The 22,551-nt window shown below is 73.2% G+C and carries 21 protein-coding genes; 16 read left to right on the forward strand and 5 right to left on the reverse strand.

Annotated elements, in window-relative coordinates:
* The first annotated feature begins 230 nt into the window (after window positions 1-230).
* From ABTW87_RS20010 to ABTW87_RS20045, 8 genes are all read left to right on the forward strand, one after another.
* Window positions 231-1,442: a D-alanyl-D-alanine carboxypeptidase family protein gene (locus ABTW87_RS20010; protein WP_350652337.1), complete on the forward strand. Its 1,212-nt coding sequence runs from the start codon at window positions 231-233 to the stop codon at window positions 1,440-1,442.
* A gap of 115 nt (window positions 1,443-1,557) precedes the next feature.
* Window positions 1,558-2,019 (forward strand): DUF5709 domain-containing protein, encoded by a 462-nt coding sequence (locus ABTW87_RS20015; RefSeq protein WP_350652338.1) that lies wholly within the window; start codon window positions 1,558-1,560, stop codon window positions 2,017-2,019.
* Window positions 2,020-2,035: 16 nt separating this feature from the next.
* Complete coding sequence (locus ABTW87_RS20020) at window positions 2,036-2,344, forward strand: DUF4326 domain-containing protein (RefSeq protein ID WP_350652339.1); 309 nt, start codon at window positions 2,036-2,038, stop codon at window positions 2,342-2,344.
* An 84-nt stretch (window positions 2,345-2,428) separates the two neighbouring features.
* The gene (locus tag ABTW87_RS20025) at window positions 2,429-2,818 is read left to right on the forward strand and encodes a YbaB/EbfC family nucleoid-associated protein (RefSeq protein WP_350652340.1); all 390 of its coding nucleotides are present in this window, start codon (window positions 2,429-2,431) and stop codon (window positions 2,816-2,818) included.
* Window positions 2,805-3,125 (forward strand): type VII secretion target, encoded by a 321-nt coding sequence (locus ABTW87_RS20030; protein ID WP_350652341.1) that lies wholly within the window; start codon window positions 2,805-2,807, stop codon window positions 3,123-3,125. The genes ABTW87_RS20025 and ABTW87_RS20030 overlap by 14 nt, the downstream gene beginning before the upstream one ends.
* The gene (locus ABTW87_RS20035) at window positions 3,122-4,318 is read left to right on the forward strand and encodes a WXG100 family type VII secretion target (protein WP_350652342.1); all 1,197 of its coding nucleotides are present in this window, start codon (window positions 3,122-3,124) and stop codon (window positions 4,316-4,318) included. The genes ABTW87_RS20030 and ABTW87_RS20035 overlap by 4 nt, the downstream gene beginning before the upstream one ends.
* Window positions 4,318-4,656 carry a hypothetical protein gene (locus tag ABTW87_RS20040; protein ID WP_350652343.1) on the forward strand — a complete coding sequence of 113 codons (339 nt, stop codon included), beginning with the start codon at window positions 4,318-4,320 and terminating at the stop codon, window positions 4,654-4,656. The genes ABTW87_RS20035 and ABTW87_RS20040 overlap by 1 nt, the downstream gene beginning before the upstream one ends.
* Window positions 4,657-4,661: 5 nt before the next feature.
* A complete protein-coding gene (locus ABTW87_RS20045; protein ID WP_350652344.1) occupies window positions 4,662-5,297 on the forward strand; it encodes a LysE family transporter in 636 nt (211 codons plus the stop codon).
* A 193-nt stretch (window positions 5,298-5,490) separates the two neighbouring features.
* On the opposite strand, the gene ABTW87_RS20050 is transcribed toward ABTW87_RS20045, so the two are convergent.
* Window positions 5,491-5,787, reverse strand: a complete 297-nt coding sequence (locus ABTW87_RS20050) for a MoaD/ThiS family protein (protein ID WP_350652345.1) — start codon at window positions 5,785-5,787, stop codon at window positions 5,491-5,493.
* Window positions 5,784-6,899, reverse strand: coding sequence for a WD40/YVTN/BNR-like repeat-containing protein (locus tag ABTW87_RS20055; RefSeq protein ID WP_350652346.1), 1,116 nt, complete (start codon window positions 6,897-6,899; stop codon window positions 5,784-5,786). Before ABTW87_RS20055 ends, ABTW87_RS20050 begins: the two co-directional genes overlap by 4 nt.
* A gap of 199 nt (window positions 6,900-7,098) precedes the next feature.
* Between ABTW87_RS20055 and ABTW87_RS20060 the strand changes: the two genes are divergently transcribed.
* From ABTW87_RS20060 to ABTW87_RS20070, 3 genes are all read left to right on the forward strand, one after another.
* The gene (locus ABTW87_RS20060) at window positions 7,099-8,025 is read left to right on the forward strand and encodes a hypothetical protein (protein ID WP_350652347.1); all 927 of its coding nucleotides are present in this window, start codon (window positions 7,099-7,101) and stop codon (window positions 8,023-8,025) included.
* Window positions 8,026-8,088: 63 nt separating this feature from the next.
* Complete coding sequence (locus ABTW87_RS20065; protein WP_350652348.1) at window positions 8,089-9,351, forward strand: sensor histidine kinase; 1,263 nt, start codon at window positions 8,089-8,091, stop codon at window positions 9,349-9,351.
* Entirely contained in the window at window positions 9,348-9,974 is a 627-nt protein-coding gene (locus ABTW87_RS20070) for a response regulator (protein WP_350652349.1), read from the forward strand. The genes ABTW87_RS20065 and ABTW87_RS20070 overlap by 4 nt, the downstream gene beginning before the upstream one ends.
* A 45-nt stretch (window positions 9,975-10,019) precedes the next feature.
* Here the strand turns inward: ABTW87_RS20070 and ABTW87_RS20075 are convergent, their stop codons facing one another.
* Window positions 10,020-10,313, reverse strand: coding sequence for a DUF1330 domain-containing protein (locus ABTW87_RS20075; protein WP_350652350.1), 294 nt, complete (start codon window positions 10,311-10,313; stop codon window positions 10,020-10,022).
* 216 nt (window positions 10,314-10,529) lie between these two features.
* Between ABTW87_RS20075 and ABTW87_RS20080 the strand changes: the two genes are divergently transcribed.
* Window positions 10,530-12,566, forward strand: a complete 2,037-nt coding sequence (locus ABTW87_RS20080; protein WP_350652351.1) for a hypothetical protein — start codon at window positions 10,530-10,532, stop codon at window positions 12,564-12,566.
* Window positions 12,567-12,707: 141 nt separating this feature from the next.
* Entirely contained in the window at window positions 12,708-13,904 is a 1,197-nt protein-coding gene (locus ABTW87_RS20085; protein ID WP_350652352.1) for an epoxide hydrolase family protein, read from the forward strand.
* Between the two features lie 98 nt (window positions 13,905-14,002).
* Here ABTW87_RS20085 and ABTW87_RS20090 read toward each other — a convergent pair whose 3' ends face one another.
* Complete coding sequence (locus tag ABTW87_RS20090) at window positions 14,003-15,565, reverse strand: family 10 glycosylhydrolase (RefSeq protein ID WP_350652353.1); 1,563 nt, start codon at window positions 15,563-15,565, stop codon at window positions 14,003-14,005.
* Window positions 15,566-15,755: 190 nt separating this feature from the next.
* Here ABTW87_RS20090 and ABTW87_RS20095 point away from each other — a divergent pair, with 190 nt between their 5' ends.
* From ABTW87_RS20095 to ABTW87_RS20105, 3 genes are read left to right on the forward strand one after another with little or no spacing between them, the layout of a single operon-like run.
* Window positions 15,756-17,675, forward strand: coding sequence for a hypothetical protein (locus ABTW87_RS20095; RefSeq protein ID WP_350652354.1), 1,920 nt, complete (start codon window positions 15,756-15,758; stop codon window positions 17,673-17,675).
* Window positions 17,672-20,620: an ATP-binding protein gene (locus ABTW87_RS20100; protein ID WP_350652355.1), complete on the forward strand. Its 2,949-nt coding sequence runs from the start codon at window positions 17,672-17,674 to the stop codon at window positions 20,618-20,620. The genes ABTW87_RS20095 and ABTW87_RS20100 overlap by 4 nt, the downstream gene beginning before the upstream one ends.
* A gap of 3 nt (window positions 20,621-20,623) precedes the next feature.
* A complete protein-coding gene (locus tag ABTW87_RS20105) occupies window positions 20,624-21,190 on the forward strand; it encodes a hypothetical protein (RefSeq protein WP_350652356.1) in 567 nt (188 codons plus the stop codon).
* 14 nt (window positions 21,191-21,204) lie between these two features.
* Here the strand turns inward: ABTW87_RS20105 and ABTW87_RS20110 are convergent, their stop codons facing one another.
* The gene (locus ABTW87_RS20110) at window positions 21,205-22,536 is read right to left on the reverse strand and encodes a serine/threonine-protein kinase (RefSeq protein ID WP_350652357.1); all 1,332 of its coding nucleotides are present in this window, start codon (window positions 22,534-22,536) and stop codon (window positions 21,205-21,207) included.
* Window positions 22,537-22,551: the final 15 nt, after the last annotated feature.

Below are 22,551 nucleotides of genomic sequence, written 5' to 3' on the forward strand. Positions count from 1 at the left end.
GCGCAGAAGGGGAGAATTCTCCGGCCGATCGGGGACGGCTCCCGCCACTTCGCCGAAGCGGCGCAAGGCCGGCCCGCACAGCGGAAACAGGTACATTGGCGGCGGTTGCCGACGACCGATCCGATGGCGAACAGGCGGGGTCTCCGACCCCAGGGTTCACCTGAGCGTCGATACGCCGCGCTTCTTCCAACCGCCACGGGCCCGCACCGACCAGCACTAACGTCCGATACGTGCTCCGTACTCGCGCCACGCTTCCGGTCCGGGTCGTCGCCGTGCTGGCGGGCGCCGTGCTCGTGTCGCCCGCCGGCGCTGCAGCGACCGCGACACGGGCGGCCGCCGCCCACCGGCCGTGCCCCACTGTGGAGCCCCCGGTACGCCCACCCGCCGCACCGTCACCGCCGCCGGTGGACCGGGCGGACGCCGAGGTCGGCGGGGAGGCGCTGGCGACGCCCGGGCTGGCCGCCCCGGCGGGCACGCCGAGGGCGCCGGCGGTCACCGCCACCGCCTGGGTGGTGGCCGACCTGGGCAGCGGCCAGGTCCTCGGCGGCTGCGCGCCCCACGAGCACCGGACACCGGCCAGCGTGCAGAAACTGCTGCTGGCCGCCGCCCTGATGCCCCGCCTCGACCCGAACCAGGTCGTCGAGGTGAAACGCGACGACCTGCGCGACCTCGATCCGGAGAGTTCGCTGATGGGCGTCGTCGCCGGTGGCCGGTACACGGTCGAGGAGCTGTGGCTCGGGCTGCTCCTCGAATCCGGCAACGACGCGGCCAACGTGCTGGCCCGGGTCGGCGGCGGCGCGGCCGGCCGGGCGGGCGGCGTGCAGGTGATGAACGACGAGGCGCACCGCCTGCGCGCCAACCAGACCCACGCCGCGACCCCGTCCGGCCTCGACGGACCCGGCCAGTACACAAGCGCGTACGACCTGGCGCTGATCGCGCGGGCGGCCTTCGCCCGGGAGGACTTCCGCCGGTACATCGGCACGCCGACGGCGCACGTGCCCGCGCAGCGGGGCCGGGGGGCGCTCGCCCTCGCCGGTGACAACGCCCTCCTGGGCCGCTACCCGGGGATGCTCGGCGGCAAGACGGGCTTCACCGACCTGGCCCGGCAGACGTACGTCGGTGTGGCCGAACGGGACGGCCGGACACTGGTGGTGGCCCTGCTCGGGGCGGAGACCGCGCCGCTGGGCAGCCTGGGCGAGGCGACGGCACTGCTGAACTGGGGCTTCGGACTCGCCCCCGACAAGTCGGTCGGCCAACTGGTGGCGCCCGAGGAGAAGAAGCGCAAGGACGACCGGCTGGTGGTCGCCGCCGGCGGCGACGGCGCGGGGGCCGGCGGATCGTCGAGCCTGGGCCTGCCGGCCGCCCTCGGCGCCGGCGCCGTCCTGCTGACCATCCTGCTCGGCGTCCTCACCAGCCGCCGGAAAGGAAGGGCCCCTTCTTAACGTCTCCGGTAGAGGAAGGGTCCCCTGTTAACACGTTCCTTCCTCCCGGTGCCGGGCCCGCCGTCGCGCCATAGGCTGAGCGCAGGCGCTGGATCGGGCGGAGGGAGCGACGATCATGAGCCAGACCGACCGGACCGACGCGGCCGAGGGTTGGAACGCGGCCGAGGACGACGGTGTCCTGGACGCCACGGACACGCTCGACGACGACCGCGTCCGCGACCCCCTCGACACCGGGATCGTCGCCACGGACCACTGGACGGCGGCGAACCGCTACGGCACGACGCTCGCCGAGCAGCGGGCGGGCGAGTCCCTCGCGCAGCTGCTGGCCCAGGAGGAGCCGGACGTCGACCCGTACGTGGACGGGACCGACGACGAGGACGAGCTGACCCGGCGGGGCTACGAGCGCGAGGTTCGCGCCGGTCGCCTGGTCGCGTACGACGAGGGTGTGCGCGAGGACGACGAGGCCGAGTCGGTCGCCTGGGACGCCGGCATCGACGGCGGCGCCGCCAGCGCCGAGGAGGCGGCGATGCACCTGGTCGACGACCCGGACGGCCCGGGCGACGGCCCGCTGCGCTGACACCGCCGGCTGAGCCGTGCCGAAGACCACCGTGGTCAACCTGAAGGGCCGCCGCGACGACCCGGCGTACGCGGACGTGGTCTACGTCGGGCGCGCCATGCACCGCGGTGGTTGGCACCTTCCGGCCTCACCGCTGTCCAGCCCGTACCGCCCCGGCCCGGACGGCACCCGCACGGAGGTCGTCGAGAAGTACCGCGCGTACCTGCTGGGCCGGCCCGACCTGCTCGCCCTCCTTCCCGGCCTGCGCGGACGCCGGCTCGGCTGCTGGTGCGTGCCGGAACGCTGCCACGCCGAGGTGATCGCGGAACTCGCCGACTCGGGGTAGCTCCTCCGCCGGGCTGCGCCGTGGGGACAGCACGGAGCGCGGTCGGTTGGTAACGTTGCGGCGGTGTCCGGTGGGGAGAGTCACGTGTGGACAGACGAGGCAGCGCTCGACTCGGCGACGCGTCGGCTCGACGAGTGGGAGTCCACAATCGCCGACCGCGCGGCGAGGGCGAAGGCGCTGTCGATGCGGGTGCAGGCGCTGACCGGCGCCGCGCACAGCCCGGACCGGCTCGTCGAGGTCACCGTCGACTCCGCCGGCTGCCTGTGCGGCCTCCGGCTCGACGAACGCATCCGGCAGCGGTCGGCGGCCCGCACCGCCGAGCAGGTCCTCGCAGCCGTCCGGGCCGCACAGGCCGACCTCCTCGGGCAGGTCTCCGCCGCGGCCACGGAGACGCTCGGCGACGCCGACCCGGCGGCCCGGGCCGTCGTCGACTCCTACCGGCGCCGGCTGGGCACCCAGGATGCCGGCCGGTGACGGCATCCAGGTCGACCCGGACGACCTGACCGCCCACGCCGCCCGCCTCGACCGCCACGCGCACGGCATCGACACCGCGCGGCAGGCGGGGCAGCACGTCCGGTTGAGCGCCGACGCGTACGGACAGTTGTGCGCCGTCCTGCCCACGCTGCTCGACGGCCTGCAACGGATGCTTGTCGACGGTGTCGGCGCCGCCGCCGGGTCCGTCCGCGACACCGCCGGTCGGCTGCGTACCGGCGCCGACCGCTACCGGGCCGCCGACGACCGCGCCGCACGACAGTTGCGCCGGGCCGGGCGCGGGCCGTGACGGCCAACCCACTCGTCGCCACCGCGTCCGGCACCGCCCCGAGCCCGTGGGCGGGGGTGTGGATCTGCGAGGACATCGAACTCATCGCCCAGGGCATCCGCACCGGCAGCTGGATCGACGGCAGCCTCGGCGTGGTCAGCGCCGGTCTGGACGCGCTCGCCCTGGTCTCCGACCCGGCCGGCGCCCTGCTCCAGTACGGCATCGCCTGGCTCATCGAGCACGTCCGGCCGCTCAGCGAGGCCCTCGACTGGCTCGCCGGCGACCCGGCGCAGATCACCGCGTACGCCCAGACCTGGCGCAACGTCGCCGCGTCCCTCCGCGACGAGGCCGCCGCGCTGGCCCGCGCGGTACGCACGGACGTCGCCGGCTGGGGCGGCAGCGCCAGCCCCGCGTACCGGACGTGGGCCGCCGAGCAACAGCAGGCCGTCACCGGCCTCGCCGAGGGCGCCGAGGCGATGGCCGCGATCACCGAGGGCAGCGCCGGCCTGGTCGCCGCCGTCCGGCTGCTGGTCCGCGACGCCATCGCCACCTGCGTCTCCCGACTGGTCGTGTACGCCGCCGAACTCGTCGCCACCGGCGGCCTGGCCGCGCCACTCGTGGCCGAGCAGGTCACGACGCTGGTGGCCGCGTGGGCGGCCCGGATCGCGAAGCTGCTGCGCGGGCTGCTCACCAGCCTTCGCCGCCTCATCCCCGAGGTCCGCCGCCTCGGCAACCTCATCGAGAAACTCAAGCAGATCCTCAGCCGCCTCCGGTCCCGGACGTCCTCGGGTGGGAGCAGCGGACCGCGGGATCCGGAGGTGCCTCGCGAACCGACGCCGCACTCACCGGCGGAGGAGCAACGCATACGTGAACTCGGCATGGATCCGGCGACCGGCAGATTCCGTCCAGGGGAGGCTGAAACGGCCGTGAGAATTGAGCAAGAACTGGGCGTACGACTAACTCGTGCTCCGGCGGAGTCCTCCGCCGACTGGGTGGACGCCACCGGTCGCACCTATGACGCTGTGGGCAACTTCCCAAGCCAGTTCTTCGAACGGCAGTGGCCCCAACTTCAGTACCAGATTGAGCGACACCTGGACAAAGCCGACCTGGTACCGGTCGACGTGTCGAAGTTCTCGGCCGAGCAGACCGGGATAATCGAGAAGTTCATAGCGGATCGCAGCCTGGGTCCGCGCGTCTTCATAGTAGGAAAGTGATGGCTGGCCTCATCGTGCTCAGACCCGGCGTCGACTGGAGCGTGTCGGGAGCGCTGTTCGACTGGACGTTGGAGTTCCTGATCTCGCGCCTTTCCGACCGGCAGGCTGCCGGCCGCATACAGGAGATCGTCGACAACAACCTCGGGTCGCTGTGGCTCAACGACATGCCGGAAGCCGTTCAGCGGGAGATCGTCGGCCATGTGCGCAGCGGTCTGGTGGCAGCCGGTGAGAAGGACCTGCCGGATACCGACCAGAAGGCGGATGTCCTTCGGCACCTGCAGGAACTGGTTGACGCTACCCACGTAGCGGCGCTGCCCGAACCTGGCGAGCCGACGTAGGGCCGATGACTGTCAGCGTTGGCGAGGTGGTCGCGTACGCGGCGGTCATGGCGGTGGGTGCGCTCTCCCCCGGCCCGGACTTCGCGATCGTCGTACGGCAGGCAGCCGCCTCGGGCCGTACGCGCGGGATGGCCACCGCGGCGGGGATCGCCGTCGGCGTCTTCGTCTGGGCGGTGGCCGCCGCGACCGGGGTGGCCACGCTGCTGGCGGCCTCGGCGGTCGCCTTCACGGTCGTCAAGGTGGTTGGCGCGGCGTACCTCGCCTGGCTCGGCGTACGGGCGCTGGTCGCCGCGACACGAGGCGGTGGCGGGGCAGCCGACGGCGCCGCCGCCGGGAGCGGTACGACCATCCGGGCCGCGTTCCGGCAGGGGTTGCTGTGCAACATCCTCAACCCGAAGGCGGCCGTCTTCTTCGTCGCGCTGATGCCGCAGTTCCTCGCCGCCGACGCGACGGCACTGGACGCGGCGGTGTTGGCCGCGGTTGCCGCGGCCGTCGCCCTGCTGTGGTTTGTCGGCGTGGCCAACCTGGTGGCCGCGATGCGGCGACGGCTCGACCGGCCAGTGGTACGCCGGACGATCGACGCCGTCACCGGGGTTGCGCTCATCGCGCTCGGGCTGCGTCTGGCCGCCGCACGCCTGTGAGCGAGGTGGTTCCACCGGCGGTGCAGCTCCACGGGCCGCAGCCGGCACGGCGGCCGATAGGGAGAGCAGCGCGCGCCGGGACGGCTGATGCGTCGACGACATCAGCTCCAAAGCGGCACCCGGAAGCTACCACCTGCGCACCCTGCCGGCACATGGCAGCCAGGGCACAAACCTTCCCCAGCCAGGGCGCGAGCTATCCCCCGGCCATCGCCCCCAGAATGATGAACGGCTCCTTGCCGGCGACGACCTCCTCGGGCAGCGGCGTGTCGGGTGAGTCGTTGGACAGGTCCTGCTCACAGGCGTAGAACCGGACGAACGCACGGCGCTTGCCGGTGTGGCGGTCACGAATCGTGCCGAGGAGCATCGGATACCGCTGCTCCAGGGTGTCCAGCACGGAGCGCTGGGTCGCCGGCCCGGGCAGCTCGAGCCGGACCTCACCGTGCACGTGGGCCAGGTTCTTCAGGTGGGCCGGGAGGACGACCCGGATCACGGCAGCACCTGGACTTCCACGGAGAGCACGGGCGGCAGATCGCGGACGATCGGCGCCCAGCTGTCACCGCCGTCGGCCGACCGGTAGACCTGGCCGCCGGTGGTGCCGAAGTAGATCCCGCACGGGTCGAGCGTGTCGACGGCCATCGCGTCGCGCAGCACGTTGACGTAGCAGTGCGACTGCGGCAGGCCGTCGGTGAGCGGCTCCCAGCTCTCGCCACCCGTCCGGCTGCGGTAGACGCGCAGCTTCCCCTCCGGCGGGTAGTGCTCGGAGTCGCTCTTGATCGGGACGACGTAGACGGTCTCCGGCTCGTGCGCGTGCACGGCGATCGGGAAGCCGAAGTCCGACGGGAGGTCGCCACTGACCTCGCGCCAGTTGCCGCCGGCGTCGTCGCTGCGCATCACGTCCCAGTGCTTCTGCATGAAGAGGGTGTCCGGCCGGGACGGGTGCTGGGCGATGTGGTGCACGCAGTGCCCGACCTCCGCGTCCTGGTCGGGGATCTCACCCGAACGCAGGCCCTTGTTGATCGGCAGCCAGCTGGCGCCGCCGTCGTCGCTGCGGAACGCGCCCGCCGCCGAGACGGCCACGTAGATCCGGTCCTTGTGGACCGGATCCAGGATGATCGTGTGCAGGCACATGCCGCCGGCGCCGGGCTGCCACGTCGGACCGGTCGGGTGGGTACGCAGCGCGGTCAGCTCCGTCCACTTCTGGCCGCCGTCGTTGGACACGTAGAGGGCGGCGTCCTCGGCACCGGCGTACACCGTGTCGGGGTCGTGGCGGGACGGCTCGAGGTGCCAGATCCGCTTGAACTCCCACGGGCGCGGCGTGCCGTCGTACCACAGGTGTTGGCCCACCTCGCCCGCGTAGGCGAAGTCGTTGCCGACCGGATTCCACGTGCGGCCGCCATCGTCCGAGCGCTGGATGAGCTGCCCGAACCAGCCGCCGGACTGGGACGCGTAGAGCCGGTCCGGGTCGACCGGCGACCCGGTCAGGTGGTAGATCTCCCAGCCGCCGAAGTGTGGCCCGTCGACCGTCCAGTTCTCGCGTCGGCCGTCGGACGTCAATGTGAACGCGCCCTTGCGGGTGCCCACCAGCACACGTACGCCGCTCATCTTCTCATCCCTTCGCTGTGTCGACGGTACGGCGGGACAGACCCTCCGCGACCTCGAAACTCATCGGTCCCGGCCAGTCTTAGTCCCGAGGTACGACAAGACCAGCTCCTACCCGGGTAGGAGGCGCGCTCCGACCGTCGGCCGCGACCGGGGCCGGAGGTCGGGCGCACCGCGCCCGCCGGCGCACCAGCCTGCAGGTATGACTACTGCACTGCGCCGGGCGGGACACTGGCACCGCCCACTGATGGTCTTCGTTGCGGCGATGGCGGTGCTCGCCGTCGTCTCCGCGATCGGTGTGGTCACCGACCCGCGGGTGCTCACCGGCGTACCGATCTGGCTCAAGCCCCTCAAGTTCTCGGTGTCCTTCGTGCTGTACGGCATCACCCTGGCCTGGATGCTCTCGCTGCTGCCACGCCGCAGCCGGATCGCGGAGCGGGCGGCGACGGTCGTCGTCGCGATGGGGGTGGTCGAGATGATGATCATCGTCGGGCAGGTGCTGCGCGGCACGGCCAGCCACTACAACGAGACCTCCCCGTTGAACGCCGTCCTGTGGCAGCTGATGGGTGCGGCGATCATGGTGCTGTTCGCCGCGCACGTCGTCATCGGGATCGTCGTGGTGCGCCAGCCGATGGCCGACCGGGCCGCCCGGTACGCGACCGGACTGGGGCTCGGGCTCACGCTGCTCGGCATGCTGGTGGCGCTGCCGATGGTGCTGCCCGGCCAGGATCCGGGTGTCGAGGGGATCGCCGGGGCGCACAGCGTCGGCGTGGCCGACGGCGGGCCGGGACTGCCGCTGGTGGGCTGGAGCACCACCGGCGGGGACCTGCGGATCGGGCACTTCGTGGGGATGCACGCGTTGCAGGCGCTGCCGCTGCTGGCGATCCTGCTACGGCGGTTCGCCGGTACCCGGCTGGACCCGCGTACCCAGGCGCGGCTGCTGCTCGTCGCGGGTGCCGCGTACGGTGGGCTGACGCTGCTGGTCACCGCGCAGGCGCTGCGCGGGCAGCCGCTGCTGCGGCCGGACGCGCTCACCGTGACCGCCGCGGCGGCCCTCGTGGCGGCGACCGTGGCCGCCGCGGGCCTGGTCGTGATCCGGCGTCGCCCGGCCGTGGAGCTGGTGGCGTGACCGCCGCACCGGGCGGGCCGGCGGGCACTCGTACCCGCGGCCCGCACCGCCTAGGCTGATCCCGTGGGTTGGGTGGCCCGGCTGTTCGACGCGCGCGACAGCCTCGTACGGATGCTCCTGCTCGACCTCAGCGGCGTCGGCTACCTGGTCCTCAGTGGCCACAGCGGTGTCTCGGCGACCGGCACGCAGTGGGTCCTCGCGGTGATCGCGTTCGCCGCCGGGCTGGTGTTCCACCGCCGGATCCTGGTCAACCTGCTCGTGCAGGTGGCGCTGCTGGCGGTGGCGATCTGCCTGCTCGACGACCTCACGATCAACCAGGTGGGGGCCAGTTGGGCGTTGTTCGAGCTGACCATGCGGGCGGACCGTCGGCGGACGATCTGGTCGGCCGCCGGCCTGCTGGCCGCGGTCGACCTGACCGACTCGATCGGCGACCCGCTTCCCCGGGTCCTCTCCGGCGTCTTCGGCCTGCAACTGGAGGTCGGCGTCCCGCTGCTGCTCGGCCTGGTCATCCGGACCACCCGGGAGCTGGCCCGGCAGGCCGAGGAGCGGGCGGCGGCGGAGCGGCGGCGGCGCGAGTCGGAGAGCCGGGCCGCGCGCGCCGACGAGCGCAGCGCGATCGCCCGCGAACTGCACGACGTGGTCGCCCACCACGTGGCGTCCATGGTGCTGCGGGTCGGGGTGGCCCGGCACGTGCTGACCGATCTGGATCCCCGGGTGGGCGAGGTGTTCGACGACGTGCACGGCACGGGCACGGTGGCGCTGGCCGACCTGCGCCGGCTGGTCGCGGTCCTGCGCGACCCCGACGGGGTACGCGGCGACGCGGCGCTGACCGCGATCGAGCCGTCGGCGCTTCCGGCGGCGCTGGGCGCGGCGGTCGACCGCGCCCGGCAGGCCGGCGTCACCGTGGAGGCCGACATCGACCCGGCGATCGTGTCGCTCGACGCGGTGCGGGGTCTGGCGGTGCTGCGGCTGACCCAGGAGGCGCTGACCAACGTGGCCAAGCACGCCGGCACCGCCACGCTGGCCCGCCTGTCGGTCCGGGTGATCGGCGGGGCCGTGCACTTGTCGGTGGAGGACGACGGGCGGGGCCGGGTGCCGGCGGCGCTGCCGTCCGGCGGCGGCCACGGCATCACCGGGATGCGGGAGCGCGTCGAGGTGCTCGGTGGCCGGTTGGAGGTTGGCCCGGCGGGCTCGGGCTGGCGGGTGCGTACCGTCCTGCCGGCGCCTCCCGCCGCCGTGCCGGCGCCCTCGCCGCCGCCGGAGCCGGCGGGCCCGGTCGGACCGCTCGGCCCGGTGGGCCCGCTCGGCCCGGCGGGGTCGGCGTGATCCGCGTCCTGCTGGTCGACGACCAGCACCTGATCCGCGCGGGCCTGCGCATGCTCTGCGAGGACCAGCCCGACATCGAGGTCGTCGGCGAGGCCGACAACGGCCGCGAGGCGATCTCGCTCGCCGCGCGGCTCGTCCCCGACGTCGTCGTGATGGACCTGCGCATGCCGGGCGTCGACGGGATCACCGCGACCAGCCGCATCCTCGCCGAGCGGCCCGGCACCCGGGTCGTGGTGCTGACCACCTTCGGCGACGACGACCATCTCTATCCGGCGCTGGCCGCCGGCGCGTGCGGCTTCCTCCTGAAGGACGCCCCGCCCACTGACCTGCTGGACGGCGTACGCCGGGCCGCCGCCGGGGACAGCCCGTTCAGCACCGACGTGCTGCGCCGCCTGGTGCAGCGCGCGGTGCACGCCCGGGCCGGGACGCCCCGGCCGGTCGACGGGCTGACGGCCCGCGAGCGGGAGGTCCTCGACCTCGTCGCCGAGGGCCTGTCCAACACCGAGATCGCCGAGCGGCTGCACATCGGCGTCACCACGGTCAAGACCCACATCACCAGCCTGATGGCGAAGACCGGCAGCCCCAACCGGGTACGCCTGGCCCTGTTCGCCCACGGCGCCTGAGCCGACATCGCCGCGCTCCGCCGCTCGGCCGCCGAGGGGTGGGTGTCAGGACGCGGCTTCAATGATGCGCAGGTCGCGTTCGGCGCCGTCGTCGAGGGCGCGCAGCGCCTCCTGGTACGCCGGGCTCTCGTACGCGGCGACCGCCGCCTCGACGCTGTCGAACTCGATGAGCGTCGTGCGCTCCACCACGCCGGACTCGAACGCGGCCGACGGCAGACCGCGGGCCAGGAAGGTGCCGCCGGCGGCCCGCATCGCCGGCCCGGCCAGCTCGATGTACGCGGCCAGCTTGTCCTGGTCCTTGATGGACCGGAAGGTGTTGATCCAGTAGGCCTTCGGCATCGTCTCTGTTCCTGCTCGGTCGGGACGCCGTCGAACCCGGCGTTTCTCAGGTAAGGGCCAGCCTACTGCTCACCGCTCACACCTCGCCGCGAAGGCGGCCGGACCCTTGCCCAGACCCCGTGGTCGGCGTAGGAAGAAATCTCACGTCCCCTCTCGGCCCCTTCCCCCTCAGCCTCGGCTCCGTGGACCCGTCCACTTAGTCCACCGTCGAAGGAGATGCCCGTGACCACCCCCAGACGGCTCCGCCTCGCCGTGTCCGTGCTGGTGACCGCCGGCGCGGTGCTGCTCGCCACCGCGGCCGCCGCCGGACCGCCCGCACCGCGACCGCCCGCCCCCGGCCCCTGCGACCCGATCGGCACGGCGGCCTGCCTGCTGCCGTTCCCGAACGACTACTTCACCGTGCCCGACCGGACCAGCCCGACCGGCAAGCGGGTGCGGTTCACGGCCTCCTCGATGCCGGCCAACGTGCAGGGCGTCCCGATCGACCCGGCCGAATGGAACCGGCAGGACGGGTTCAGCCCCGGCTCGCCGATCCTGGTGCACGTGCCCGGCCTCGACGCCGCGGCCACCGGGATCGCCCCGGTCACCGACATCGGCCGATCACTGGCGCCGGACGCGCCGATCGTGCTGCTCGACACGGCGACCGGCAAGCGCACCCCGTACTGGGCCGAGCTGGACGCGCACGCCGCCGGCCAGCCCGACCGGCAGCTGCTCATCATCCGGCCGGCCGTGGCGCTGGCCGAGGGCACCCGGTACGTCGTCGGCCTGCGCGGCATGCGCGACCGGGACGGCGAACTGATCCCGGCACCGGCCGCCTTCCGCTCGTACGTCACCGGTGGCGGCCTCGGCCCACGCGACCGGCGGGTCCCGCAGATGAAGCGGATCCTCGCCGACCTGACCCGGGTCGGCGTCAAGCGGCACAGCCTCCACCTCGCCTGGGACTTCACGGTCGCCAGCCGGCAGGGCCTGACCGGGCGGATGCTGGCGGTCCGCGACAGCGCGTTCGCCACGCTGGGCAGGGCGGCACCGTCGTTCACCGTCACAGCCGTGACCGACTACCCGGAGCAGCAGGACGCGCGGATCGCCCGGCAGGTGACCGGCACCGTCGACGTGCCGTCCTACCTGACCGGCGGCGGTGGACCCGGCTCGCGGCTGCACTACGGACCGGCCGGCGGCGACGGAACGCCGGCGTGGGCCGACGCGCGGCCCACACCGTCCGGCGCGACGCTGAAGGCGGACTTCGTCTGCAACATCCCGCGCAGCGCCTCGGCCGCCGATCCGGCGCACCTCTCCCTGTACGGCCACGGCCTGCTCGGCCGGCCGACCGAGATCAACGCCGGCAACGTCAAGACCATGTCGGCCACGTACAACTTCACCTTCTGCGCCACCAGCTGGATCGGGATGGCCGCCGCCGACGTACCGTTCGTGGCCGGCGCCTTCACCGACCTCAGCGCCTTCCCCGCGGTGGCCGACCGGCTGCAGCAGAGCTTCCTGAACTTCCTCTTCCTGGGCCGGACGATGATCCACCGGGGCGGGTTCGCCGCCGACCCGGCGTTCCAGGACGCCGCGGGCCGGCCGCTCATCGACCTGGCGGGCGGGTTGCACTACGACGGCAACAGCCAGGGCGGCATCAACGGCGGCGCGCTCACCGCCATCGCCCAGGACTGGACCCGCTCGGTGCTCGGCGTGCCGGCGATGAACTACTCCACGCTGCTGCAACGCAGCGTGGACTTCGCGCCCTTCCAGCAGATCATGGACGGGTACTACCCGGACACGGTCGATCAGCAGCTGATCTTCGCGCTGCTGCAGATGCTGTGGGACCGGTCCGAGGCCAACGGGTACGCCCAGCACATGACCGACCGGCCGTTGCCGCGGACGCCGGCGCACCAGGTGCTGATGCACGTGGCCTTCGGCGACCAGCAGGTCTCCCCCGCCGCGGCCGAGGTGCAGGCGCGCACCATCGGCGCCCGCCTGCACACCCCCGCCCTCGCCGACGGTTGGTCGACCGACGTGCGGCCGTACTGGGGGATCGCGCCGATCCGCGCCTACCCGTACCGCGGCTCGGCGATCGTGATCTGGAACAGCGGTGCGGCGTACGCGCCGCCGCCGACGAACCTCGCACCGCTCGGGCCGGAGTACGGCGAGGACTCGCACGAGTTCCCGCGCGCCCAGCCCGGGGCGCAGCTGCAGAAGGCGACGTTCCTGCTCACCGGGAAGGTCATCGACGTCTGCGCCGGACGGCCCTGCCCCTGATCCGGTGACACCGGCCGCGCCGGACCGGGACGCGAAATCGCGTTCCGGTCCGGCGGTCGCCGGGCCGGTGCGAGGATTGGCGCGTGCCAGCCTCGCCCGGCGCCCCGGCGCCGGTCGATCCGACGCGGCAGGTGGAGAAGCATGCCCAACGACGAGGACGTCCGTCCCTACCGGCTCGACACGCCGGAGGACGCGATCACCGACCTGCGCCGCCGGATCGCGGCCACCCGCTGGCCCTCCCGGGAGCTGGTCACCGACCGCTCGCAGGGCGTGCAGCTGGCCACGGTCCAGGAGCTGGCCCGCTACTGGACGAGCGAGCACGACTGGCGCGGGTGCGAGGCGAGGCTGAACGCCCTTCCGCAGTACACGACGGACATCGACGGCGTCGAGATCCACTTCATCCACGTGCGGTCGCCGCACGAGAACGCCCTGCCGCTGATCATGACGCACGGCTGGCCGGGCTCGGTCGTCGAGCTGCTCGGGATCGTCGGCCCGCTGACCGACCCCACCGCGCACGGTGGCGGCCCCGAGGACGCCTTCCATCTGGTGCTGCCGTCGCTGCCCGGCTACGGCTTCTCCGGCGAGCCGACCGAACTCGGCTGGGACTCCAACCGCATCGCCGGCGCGTGGGCGACGCTGATGAGCCGGCTCGGCTACTCGGCCTACGTGGCCCAGGGCGGCGACGTGGGCGCCTCCGTGACGGAGGCGATGGGCCGCCAGGGTCCCGACGGGCTGCTCGGCATCCACGTCAACCTGCTCGCCGGGGCGATCGCCCTCAAGGACCAGCTTCCGGCGCAGTCCGAGCCGGAGCGCACGGCGCACGAACGGCTCAACGCGTTCATGACCGACGGCTTCGGCTACTTCCTGGAGCAGTCCACCCGGCCGCAGACCATCGGCTACTCGCTGCTGGACTCACCGGTCGGGCTGGCGGCCTGGATGCTCGACCACGACACGGACAGCTACTACAAGATGTCCCGTGCGTTCGTCGACGGCGGGCCGGTCGGCGGCCTCACCCGGGAGTCCATCGTGGACAACATCACGCTGTACTGGCTGACCGGAACCGGCGCCTCGTCCGCTCGCTGGTACTGGGAGTTCGGGCGGTTCGTGGCCGCGGCCGGCGCCTCCGGCCAGGCTCCGCCACCGGTCAAGGTTCCGGTCGGCTTCACGGTGTTCCCCGACGAACTGTGGGCCGCCCCGCGCAGTTGGGTCGAGGCGGTCTTCCCCGGCCTGGCGTACTTCAACGAGGTCGGCACGGGCGGTCACTTCGCCGCCTGGGAGGAGCCGGACCTGTTCGCCGCCGAGATGCGGGCGGCGTTCCGGCCGCTGCGCAAGGCCTGAGCCCGGGCACGTGCCGGCCGCCCCGGCGACGCAACGCTCCGCCGACGGCGGCGGTTCCCGCCCGTCCGATCATCTCGGACGGGCGGGAACCGGATCGCTCACAGCTTGACGTACCGGGTCAGGTCCACAGTCGCGATCGTGCCGGCACGGACCTGGGCCACCGCGACCGGCGGGCCGACGACCCGGTGGGGCAGGTCGACCTGCACCAGGTAGGTCCCGGGCCGCAGGTGCACGAAGCCGAACCAGCCGTCGCCGTCGGTACGCCTGACGATCGGCGCACCGCCGGTGGTCAGCGGCCGCAGGGTGACGGTCGCCTGGTCCAGCGGCGCGCCGGTGCCCAGCGCGAGGCGGCCGGACACGTGCCCCTCGTCGGGGGTCGCCTTCCACGGCATCACCGGCACCGCCGCCTCGTCGGCGAACAGGGCGTCCGGACCGGTGGTCAGCGCCTCGGCCAGCCGGTCCCGCTCGGCGTCGCGGACCGACAGCGGCTGACCGACCCCGGCCCGGGTCGGGTTCGCGTACGAGTAGCCGCTCCAGCCGGCGGCGGTGTTACCCGCGGCGGTCGGGGTCAGCGCCCGCCGGGCCTGCTCGACGCTGTGCGGGATGTCGTTGAGGTACAGGGCCGGCCCGATCACCGCCTGCCGGTCGCCCTGCCAGTCGGCGAGCACCTCGGTCCACTCGTCGTACATCTGCTTCTGGTCGGGCATCCAGTCGCGCTTGTAGTTCATGGCCACGACCGTGTCCATGATCCCCTCGGCCAGCCAGCCCTTCCAGTCCTGCAGCACCTCGGCGTACGGCCGGGTCTTCTCCCAGCCGCCCATGGTCTGCGGGCCGAAGGCGTAGGTGATGCCGTCCATGGACAGCCGCGCCCGCGGATCCACCTCCCACATGCCGAGGTAGATCTTGCGGACCAGGTTGGTCATCTGGGTGCGCCGCCAGTCGGAGAACTGCGGGTCGGACGGCAGCGGGGTGTCGGTGCGGCCGGTGGCGGCGCGGAAGCGGGCCAGCGAGGTCTCGCTGTAGCCCCAGTCGCTGTGCGTGGTGGTGGAGTTGAAGTCGGGGTAGCGCACGTAGTCGAGGTTGACGCCGTCGACGTCGTACTCCCGCACGATGCTCTGGATCGCCTCGACGATGTAGTTGACCGCGCCCGGGTTGGCCGGGTCCATGTAGGCGTTGGCGCCCATCAGTTCCAGTCCGTCGTGACGCTTGTTGAGCCAGCGGTCGGCGCCGGTGGCGGACCGGCCGTGCTTGTTGAAGACGTGCTCGGGCGAGGAGTGCGGGGTGGCCGAGTTCCACATCGTGTTGACATTGACCCAGGCGTGCACCTCCAGGCCCGCCGCGTGCCCCTGCGCGATCACCTCGTCCAGGGGGTCGTAGGGGGCGGGGGCGATGGCCGCGTCGGTACGCGGGTAGAGCGCCCGGTTGCAGAAACAGTCGTAGCGCCGGGCGATCTGGACGATCAGGGCGTTGGCGTTGATCTTCTTGGCGTCCTGCACGAGCTTGGTGACCTGCGCGGGCGTGTAGATGCCCTCGTTGAACGCGTCGACCCAGTAGCTGCGCCACTGCTGGGTGGATCCGGTCTCCGGAGCGGCGTTCGCGGGGCTGGCCATGCTCAGAGCGAGGACGGTGGCGGTCAGGGCGGCTAGCACTCGTCTTCTCAAGGTGCCCTCCATGGCGGAAGGTGCGCTGAAGGATAGCTACAGCGTCTGACTTAAAGGCGAAGGTAAGCTACGGATCGCCCTGGGGGCAAGGGATCGGACCCCGTCGACGGCGAGGACGTTCGCTATGGCCATCGCATGATCCATTTGAGACACTTGCCACGATCTATGTTTCCCCGCACCGGGTGGGACGATGAGCGATTCCGCGAGCGGCTCGAGATACCTCGACTTCCTCTACGTCGAGGGGGAACGCCTCGGGTGGGTCTTCCGCGACCGGAACCTCTACCGGCACGCCTTTCCCGAGCCGTACCCGACCGTCGAACCCGTGCGCGACGCGGTGTACTTCGACGCCGCGACAGCGAGCGTGGACAAGTGGCACCGGGTGCGGCGATGGGTGAGCATCGGCTTCGGCGTGACGGTCGTCCTCCTCTGCCTCGGAATCGTCGGCAAGGGGCCGTCCAACCTGCTCGTCATCATCGCGATCGGGCTCGCGGTGATGCTCGGTGGCGCCTACCTGAGCTGGTCCAACAGTCGCGCCCTCGAGGAGGGTCCGCAGCGGGAGCGCGAGCGGCAGCTGCACCGCTACGAAGCGGCGTGCGCGTCGTGGGAGGAGTACCGCGAGCAGTTCGACGCCGCGGAGCGGGAACGGGTCAGCGGCTATCTCGAATGGGGAGCGGCGCTCCTGCCGCCGACGGCCCGCCGGGTCGACGTCGTCGGCGGCAGCGTCTGGGGCTGGGAGGCGCTCCTGACCGTCATGGGCGCCTCGATGCTGCGGACCCGGGGCGCGATGACGCTCGTCGACTTCTCCGGCGAGGCCGTCTGCCATGAACTGGTCTGGCTGGCCAGGGCGGTCCCGGTCGACGTCACCGCCGTCCGGCTGCCCGAGCAGCTCGGCGAGACCACACTGCTGTCCCGCACGGACGGACGCGGTCTGGTCGACTGCCTGGTCGAGGCGATGCACGGCGACGCCCCCGCCGGCCGGCGCGCCGACCGCGCCCAGGACGACCGGATCCTGTCGACGGTCTGCCGGGCACTCGGCGAGGACGTCACGATCCACCGGATCGCCGCGGCCATCGGCGTCCTGCTCGACGAGCCCGGCGAGTTCCCGGAGCTGAGCGCAGCCGAGCGGGAGCACATCGCCGAGTCGCTCTTCTCCGACGAGTTCCGGCGCCAGGCCCACCCGAACCTGCGGCGGATCGAATCCCATCTGTACCCGTTGCGCGAACTGCTCGCCGCGTCCGAGGCGGAAGACGTCCGCCACGATCTGGGGCGACCCGGGTTGACCTGCCTCGTCTACCAGAACGCCGCGTACAACGTACGAGAGGAACTGCTCAAGGAGTTGGTGTTCCAGGGGCTGATCCAGCGGCTCGCGTCGTCCGAGCCGTTCGTCGGCCCGCTGGTCGTCGCCGGCGCGGACGACCTGAGCCACCGGCACATCGAGCGGCTGACCGACCTGTGCGTACGACGCGGCGTTCGGCTGGTCCTGATGTTCCGGCACCTGCGGGACTCGGCGGTCCGCGCCGTCGGGTCGGACGTGGTCGCGTTCATGCGCCTGGACAACCACGAGGAGGCCGCGCGCGCGGCCGACTTCATCGGCCGGCAACACAGCCTCGTTCTCAGCCAGCTCACCCGCACGCTCGGCGGCAGCCAGACGCATTCGCAGGGCACCGGCATCGGATTCTCGGACCAGACCAGCGGTGGCGGATGGATCGGGCACGTCAGCACCGGCCGGAGCTGGACCCACACCAGGACGGTGGCCGACAGCTTGAACTGGAACGAATCCCAGAGCGAGCAACGGGTGTACGAGTACGTGGTCGAGCCCCGCACCCTGCAGGACCTGCCGGACTACGCGTTGATCGAGGTGACCCAGGGCACCGGCGGGCTGTCGGTACGCAGCGTGGAGTGCAACCCGGACATCGTCTCGCTCCCCCGCGTCACCACCGGTCCACTGCCGGACCTGCCGCTGCCGGACCCGGCGGAGGCGGCGGCCGTGTGGTTCGGCGAGCGTGCCGCAACTGCGCCGAACGTGCCCGGACAACGGGGCCGCCCGCGCCCCGACCCGGACGACGAGTCCGAGTGGGCCGAGGAGCCCTACCCGGAGGACTGGCGGTGACGCCTGCGACCGGTCCGCGCCCGGGCGTACCCGACTGGCTGAACCGGACGACGGCGTACCGGATCGTGGAGCTGCCCCGGACAGCGGACCGGGCACGCGGCGATCCGGCCCGACGCCGCCGGCTGGCCGCTGTCGTCGCGGCGTACCACGCGGCGGCAGTCGGCACCGGCGGCCGGGTCGTGGTGGGCTGGTGCCGCCCGCGCGGGCAGAGCGACGTGCATGTCTTCACCGGCGGCGCCGTGGAGGCCGCCGGCACCGCCGCGGGCCCGGGCGCTGACGGCCGGCACCGATCCAGCCTCTTCGCCGGCTCGGCCGGTCTGGAATATCCGGCGGGTGGTCTGGCCGCGTTGCTCGACGCGCTCCCCTGCTGGACGCGGATCGCCGCGACGACGGACGCCCTGGTCGAGGAGCACGACGACCGGGATCCGACCACCGACCTGCGGCCCCGGCTCGACGACGGCCTGCTCGGCGTCTGGCCGAGCGCCTTCGCCTGGCTGCTGCTCGCCGACCCGGTCCCCGCCGACGAGGTCGCCGAGCAGGCCCGGCAGCTCGCCGCTCAGGAACGCGACGCCAAGGCCCGCAGTTCGTCGCCCACCCAGGCGGTACGCGCCCTGCGGCTCGAACGCCGGCACCGGGAGCTGGCCGCCGCCGAGACGCTCGGGTGGTGGCGGATCGACCTGCTGGCCGCCGGTACGACACCGCAGGCAGCCGCCGCTGTGGCGGGCCTGCTCTGCGCATCGGTCGACCTGCACGGTCTGCCGTACGCGCTGGCGCCCGGCCGGGCCTCGGGCGGCCTGACCGACCTGCTCCGGCCGGCCGGGCCGGCCCCCGTGACCGGCGAGCCAGCCCGATCCGATTCGTTCGTCGGCAGCTCGTCGCTGGTGGCCGCGCTGGCGGTCCCGCCGACGCAGGAGGCGCCCGGAGTGCGCATGACCGTCCGGTCGGAGTTCGACGTCACCCCGGAGACCGCCGCCGGCCCGGCGGCCGTTGGGTCCCGCGCCGACTCGTTGGCGATCGGGGACGTGCTCGACCGGCACGGCAACGTCGGCGATGAGTTGCGGATACCGACGAGCAGCCTCAACCGGCACACCTTCGTCTGCGGGGCGACCGGGGCGGGCAAGTCGCAGACCGTGCGGCACCTGCTCGAACAGGCCGCCGCGGCGGGGCTTCCCTGGCTGGTGATCGAACCGGCCAAGGCGGAGTACCGGCGGATGGCCAACCGGCTGCGCAACGCCGATGTCGTCGCGGTCCGCCCCGGCGAGGCGACGGCGCCGCCCGCGGGATTCAACCCGCTGCGGCCGGTGCCGGGATTTCCGCTGCAGACCCACGCGGACCTCGTCCGCGCCCTGTTCGTCGCCGCCTTCGACGCGGACGAGCCGTTCCCGCAGGTACTCGCCGCCGCGCTGACCCGTTCCTACGAGCAGCTCGGGTGGGACCTGGCCCTCGGTGAGCCGCGGCGGCCCGGGCACCGGCCGCGCTACCCGACCCTCGGCGACCTGCAACAGGTGGCAGAGGAGGTGGTCGACCGGATCGGGTACGGCCGTGAGGTCGCCGACAACGTCCGTGGATTCATCCGGGTCCGGTTGGCCAGCCTTCGGCTCGGCACGACGGGCAGCTTCTTCGAGGGCGGCCACCCCATCGACATCGGACGCCTGCTGGACTTGAACGTGGTCTTCGAGATCGAGGACATCGGTGACGACCGGGACAAGGCGTTCCTGATGGGTGCCCTGCTCATCCAGCTGACCGAGCACCTGCGGGTGCGGGCACGCCGGGAGGACTCCCCGGCCGGGGCGACGCTGCGACACCTGAGCGTCGTCGAGGAGGCGCACCGGCTGCTGCGGCGCACCGTCCGCCCCGGCCCGGCGGCGCACGCGGTGGAGCTGTTCGCCGGGCTGCTGGCGGAGATCCGCGCGTACGGGGAAGGCCTGGTGATCGCCGAGCAGATCCCGGAGAAGCTTGTCCCGGACGTCATCAAGAACACCGCGGTGAAGGTCATCCACCGGTTGCCCGCGCGGGACGACCGGGACGCCGTCGGCGCGACGGTCAACCTCACCGACCGCCAGTCTGAGTTCGTCGTGACGCTCCCGCCCGGCGTCGGTGCGGTCTTCACCGACGGCATGGACCACCCGGTGCTCGTACGGGTGCCGGACGGCACCGACCGGGAGACGGCCGCGCCGGCCGCCACCGCGAACCCCGCTGCGATCATCGGTCGGCGCAGTGCCGGCTGCGGCACCGCGTGCCGGGCCGAGCCCTGCACCCTGCGGGACATTCGCCGAGCGCAACTGTTGCTGGCGGACCTGCCCTGGCTGGGACTGTGGGGCGAACTGGCGGTCGTGGGGCACCTCACCGGCTGGCCCACCCCGGCCCTCCGCGCGCACCTGATCCAGGTGCTGCGGATGCTGCCGGTACGGCTGCGCGAGTGCGCTGTCTCGCACGCGGTCGACGACGCGGTCGCCGCCCGGTCGGCACAGCTGTCGGCTTCCTGCGACCCCGGCGACCTCGCCAAGCACGTCGTCGACTCGCTGCACTGGGCGGCGTTCGGCGGCGGGCACTGCGCGGAGCAGGAGCCCTGGTTCCTCGCGCACCCGTACCGCTGGGCGGTGCTGCGCGACGACCTGCGGGCCGAGGCGAGCCGAGCGGCTCCCGGAGCCGGGCGCTCCGCGCGGAGCCCCGAGTGGGCACGGCGCTACGGTGTGGACGTTCCGGGCCGTACCGTGGCCGAGCAGTTCGCCGCCGTCTCCACCTGGTTCGACGCCGACCAGCGGGACCGGGATGCCGGCCGGATGGTGGCCTTCGGGCTCCGCACGCCGTCGGTGGTCGAGACGGCCGTGGGGGTCCGCTGTGACGCCCCGTCCTGGCCGGACCGGCTCGCGCAAGCCGTTGACACCTGTTTCGCCGCCTGCCGGTGGCCGATGGTGGTTCTCCAGTGCTCCGGAGGGGTGTGACCGGTGGCTGCGCGTTGGGACGACCCGCTGAACGTGGCCGGCCGGGCGGACGACGAGGACCGCTCCGCGAGCACCGAGCGGGGCGCCGACCGCGACCGGCCGGAACGGACGCTTGAGCACGACGACCCGCCGGCCGGCCCGGACAGGCCGGAGGGGACGGCCGGGACGCTGGACCGGGCGGAGGAGCGCGCGGCGACCGACGACGCGTCACTGCGCGAGCGGTTACAGGCCGGGGCGCAGCGAGGGGGCGAACTCGCCGCGGCCGTCCTGGTCTCGGCGGCCGGCATCCTCGGTTGGCAGGAGACGGACGACCGGCTGCCCGTACAGGCCGCGGCGAACGCGTCGGAGGCCATCGGGGAAGCCGCCTCCGCCGCCAAGGACCGAAGGGACCGCGACGACGCGGTGGAGGAGCCGAACCAGGACGTCGACCCGCAGGAACAGTTGCCGCCGGACCGGGCGGCGCACCGGACAGATGGTGTCGGCCCCGAAGCCGCGTCGTCCGTCGAGGTGGATCTCCCCGGCCGAGCTTGGTCCGGCGAGTCCCGCCCGGACGCCGCGGACGACGACTGAGCCGGCCGATCCGTTCAGGACGTGGACGCCGGCGACGGGTCCGGTGACCCGGTGTCCGGCTCCCCGGTCGAGTCCGGCGTCGGTTCGGCCGTCGTCGCGGTCGGCGCCGCAGAGGTAGGGGTCGCCACGGACGGCGTCGCACCAGGCGGTCCGCTCGACGGTTCGGCCGCCGGCTCGGAGACATCGGCCGCGGGGGCGGCGCTGCGGTCCGGATCGGGTTCCGCTGTCCGCGCCCCGCTGGGCGCGTCGTCCGCCGGGTCACCCCCGCCGGAGTCCGGCCGGGACGTCACGACGGAGGGCGACGGCACACCGGACGGGTCGTCCGGTGACCATCCGGTCCGGTCAGCCAGCACCACGGCAGCCGCCGCGGTCGCCAGCAGAACCAGCGCGACGCCCGTGACCGCCTTCCGCCCGCCGATACCCCGGCCTGGACGGCGCTCCGGCACCGGTGCCAGCGTCGCGGTAGGGGCGGCTCCCGGTGCCGCCGCCGCGAGCGCGGGGAGCGTCGGCGGACCGGGCGAGCCGGCGACCGCCGCCGCGGTGGCGGCCATGGCCGCGGCCGTCGGGAACCGGTGATCGGGGTCCCGGGCCATCGCGGTGGCGACCAGATCGCGGACGCCCGCCGGGACGTCGTCGGGCAGCGGGGGCGGTTCCTCGTCGAGGCGGCGCAGGGCCACCGCGACCGCGTTCTCACCGGGGAACGGCGGCTGCCCGGCGAGGCAGTGGTATGCCACCGCCCCCAGGGCGTAGATGTCGGCGGCCGGGGTGAGCGGCTTCGTGGACAGCTGTTCCGGCGCCATGTACAGGGCGGTGCCCACCACCTGGTTCGCCGCCGTCAGAGCCGTCGCCTCCGGCGAGCGCGCGATACCGAAGTCGACCAGGACGACGTGCCCGTCCGGCTCGATGATCAGGTTGCCCGGTTTGACGTCGCGGTGGACCACGCCGACGTCGTGGGCGGCCTGCAGGGCGCGGGCGGTCTGCGCCACGATCGACAGCGTCTCGGTGACGCCCAGCCGACCCAGCTCGGCGATGCGCTCCGACAGCGCCTGCCCCCGCACGTACGCCATCACGATATACGCGAGCCCCGAGCCGCCGGGCAATGACGCCTCGCCGTAGTCGTACACCTCGGCGACCCCCGGATGCCGCAGCGCGGCCATCGCCCGCGCCTCACGCCGGAACCGCTCGCCGGCGCTGGCCTCCTGCACGAACCGGGTGTGCTGCATCTTGACCGCCACGGTCCGGTTCAGCGTCTCGTCGACGGCCCGCCACACCTCGCCCATGCCGCCGGCAGCGATCCGATCGGCCAGGCGGTAGCGGTCTCCGATCAGGTCCCCCACGTCCGGCATGCGATCCCCGTACCC

The organism is Micromonospora sp. NPDC126480, assembly GCF_040302465.1.
Taxonomy (GTDB): Bacteria; Actinomycetota; Actinomycetes; order Mycobacteriales; family Micromonosporaceae; genus Micromonospora.

What these genes read in the sequence shown, in the direction of transcription:
- ABTW87_RS20075 (WP_350652350.1), bottom strand. Translation starts at nt 10,313, where the DNA reads ATGCCGAAGGCCTACTGGATCAACACCTTCCGGTCCATCAAGGACCAG.
- ABTW87_RS20030 (WP_350652341.1), top strand. Translation starts at nt 2,805, where the DNA reads ATGCCGGCCGGTGACGGCATCCAGGTCGACCCGGACGACCTGACCGCC.
- ABTW87_RS20015 (WP_350652338.1), top strand. Translation starts at nt 1,558, where the DNA reads ATGAGCCAGACCGACCGGACCGACGCGGCCGAGGGTTGGAACGCGGCC.
- ABTW87_RS20045 (WP_350652344.1), top strand. Translation starts at nt 4,662, where the DNA reads ATGACTGTCAGCGTTGGCGAGGTGGTCGCGTACGCGGCGGTCATGGCG.
- ABTW87_RS20055 (WP_350652346.1), bottom strand. Translation starts at nt 6,899, where the DNA reads ATGAGCGGCGTACGTGTGCTGGTGGGCACCCGCAAGGGCGCGTTCACA.
- ABTW87_RS20060 (WP_350652347.1), top strand. Translation starts at nt 7,099, where the DNA reads ATGACTACTGCACTGCGCCGGGCGGGACACTGGCACCGCCCACTGATG.
- ABTW87_RS20085 (WP_350652352.1), top strand. Translation starts at nt 12,708, where the DNA reads ATGCCCAACGACGAGGACGTCCGTCCCTACCGGCTCGACACGCCGGAG.
- ABTW87_RS20110 (WP_350652357.1), bottom strand. Translation starts at nt 22,536, where the DNA reads ATGCCGGACGTGGGGGACCTGATCGGAGACCGCTACCGCCTGGCCGAT.
- ABTW87_RS20080 (WP_350652351.1), top strand. Translation starts at nt 10,530, where the DNA reads ATGCCCGTGACCACCCCCAGACGGCTCCGCCTCGCCGTGTCCGTGCTG.
- ABTW87_RS20095 (WP_350652354.1), top strand. Translation starts at nt 15,756, where the DNA reads ATGAGCGATTCCGCGAGCGGCTCGAGATACCTCGACTTCCTCTACGTC.
- ABTW87_RS20040 (WP_350652343.1), top strand. Translation starts at nt 4,318, where the DNA reads ATGGCTGGCCTCATCGTGCTCAGACCCGGCGTCGACTGGAGCGTGTCG.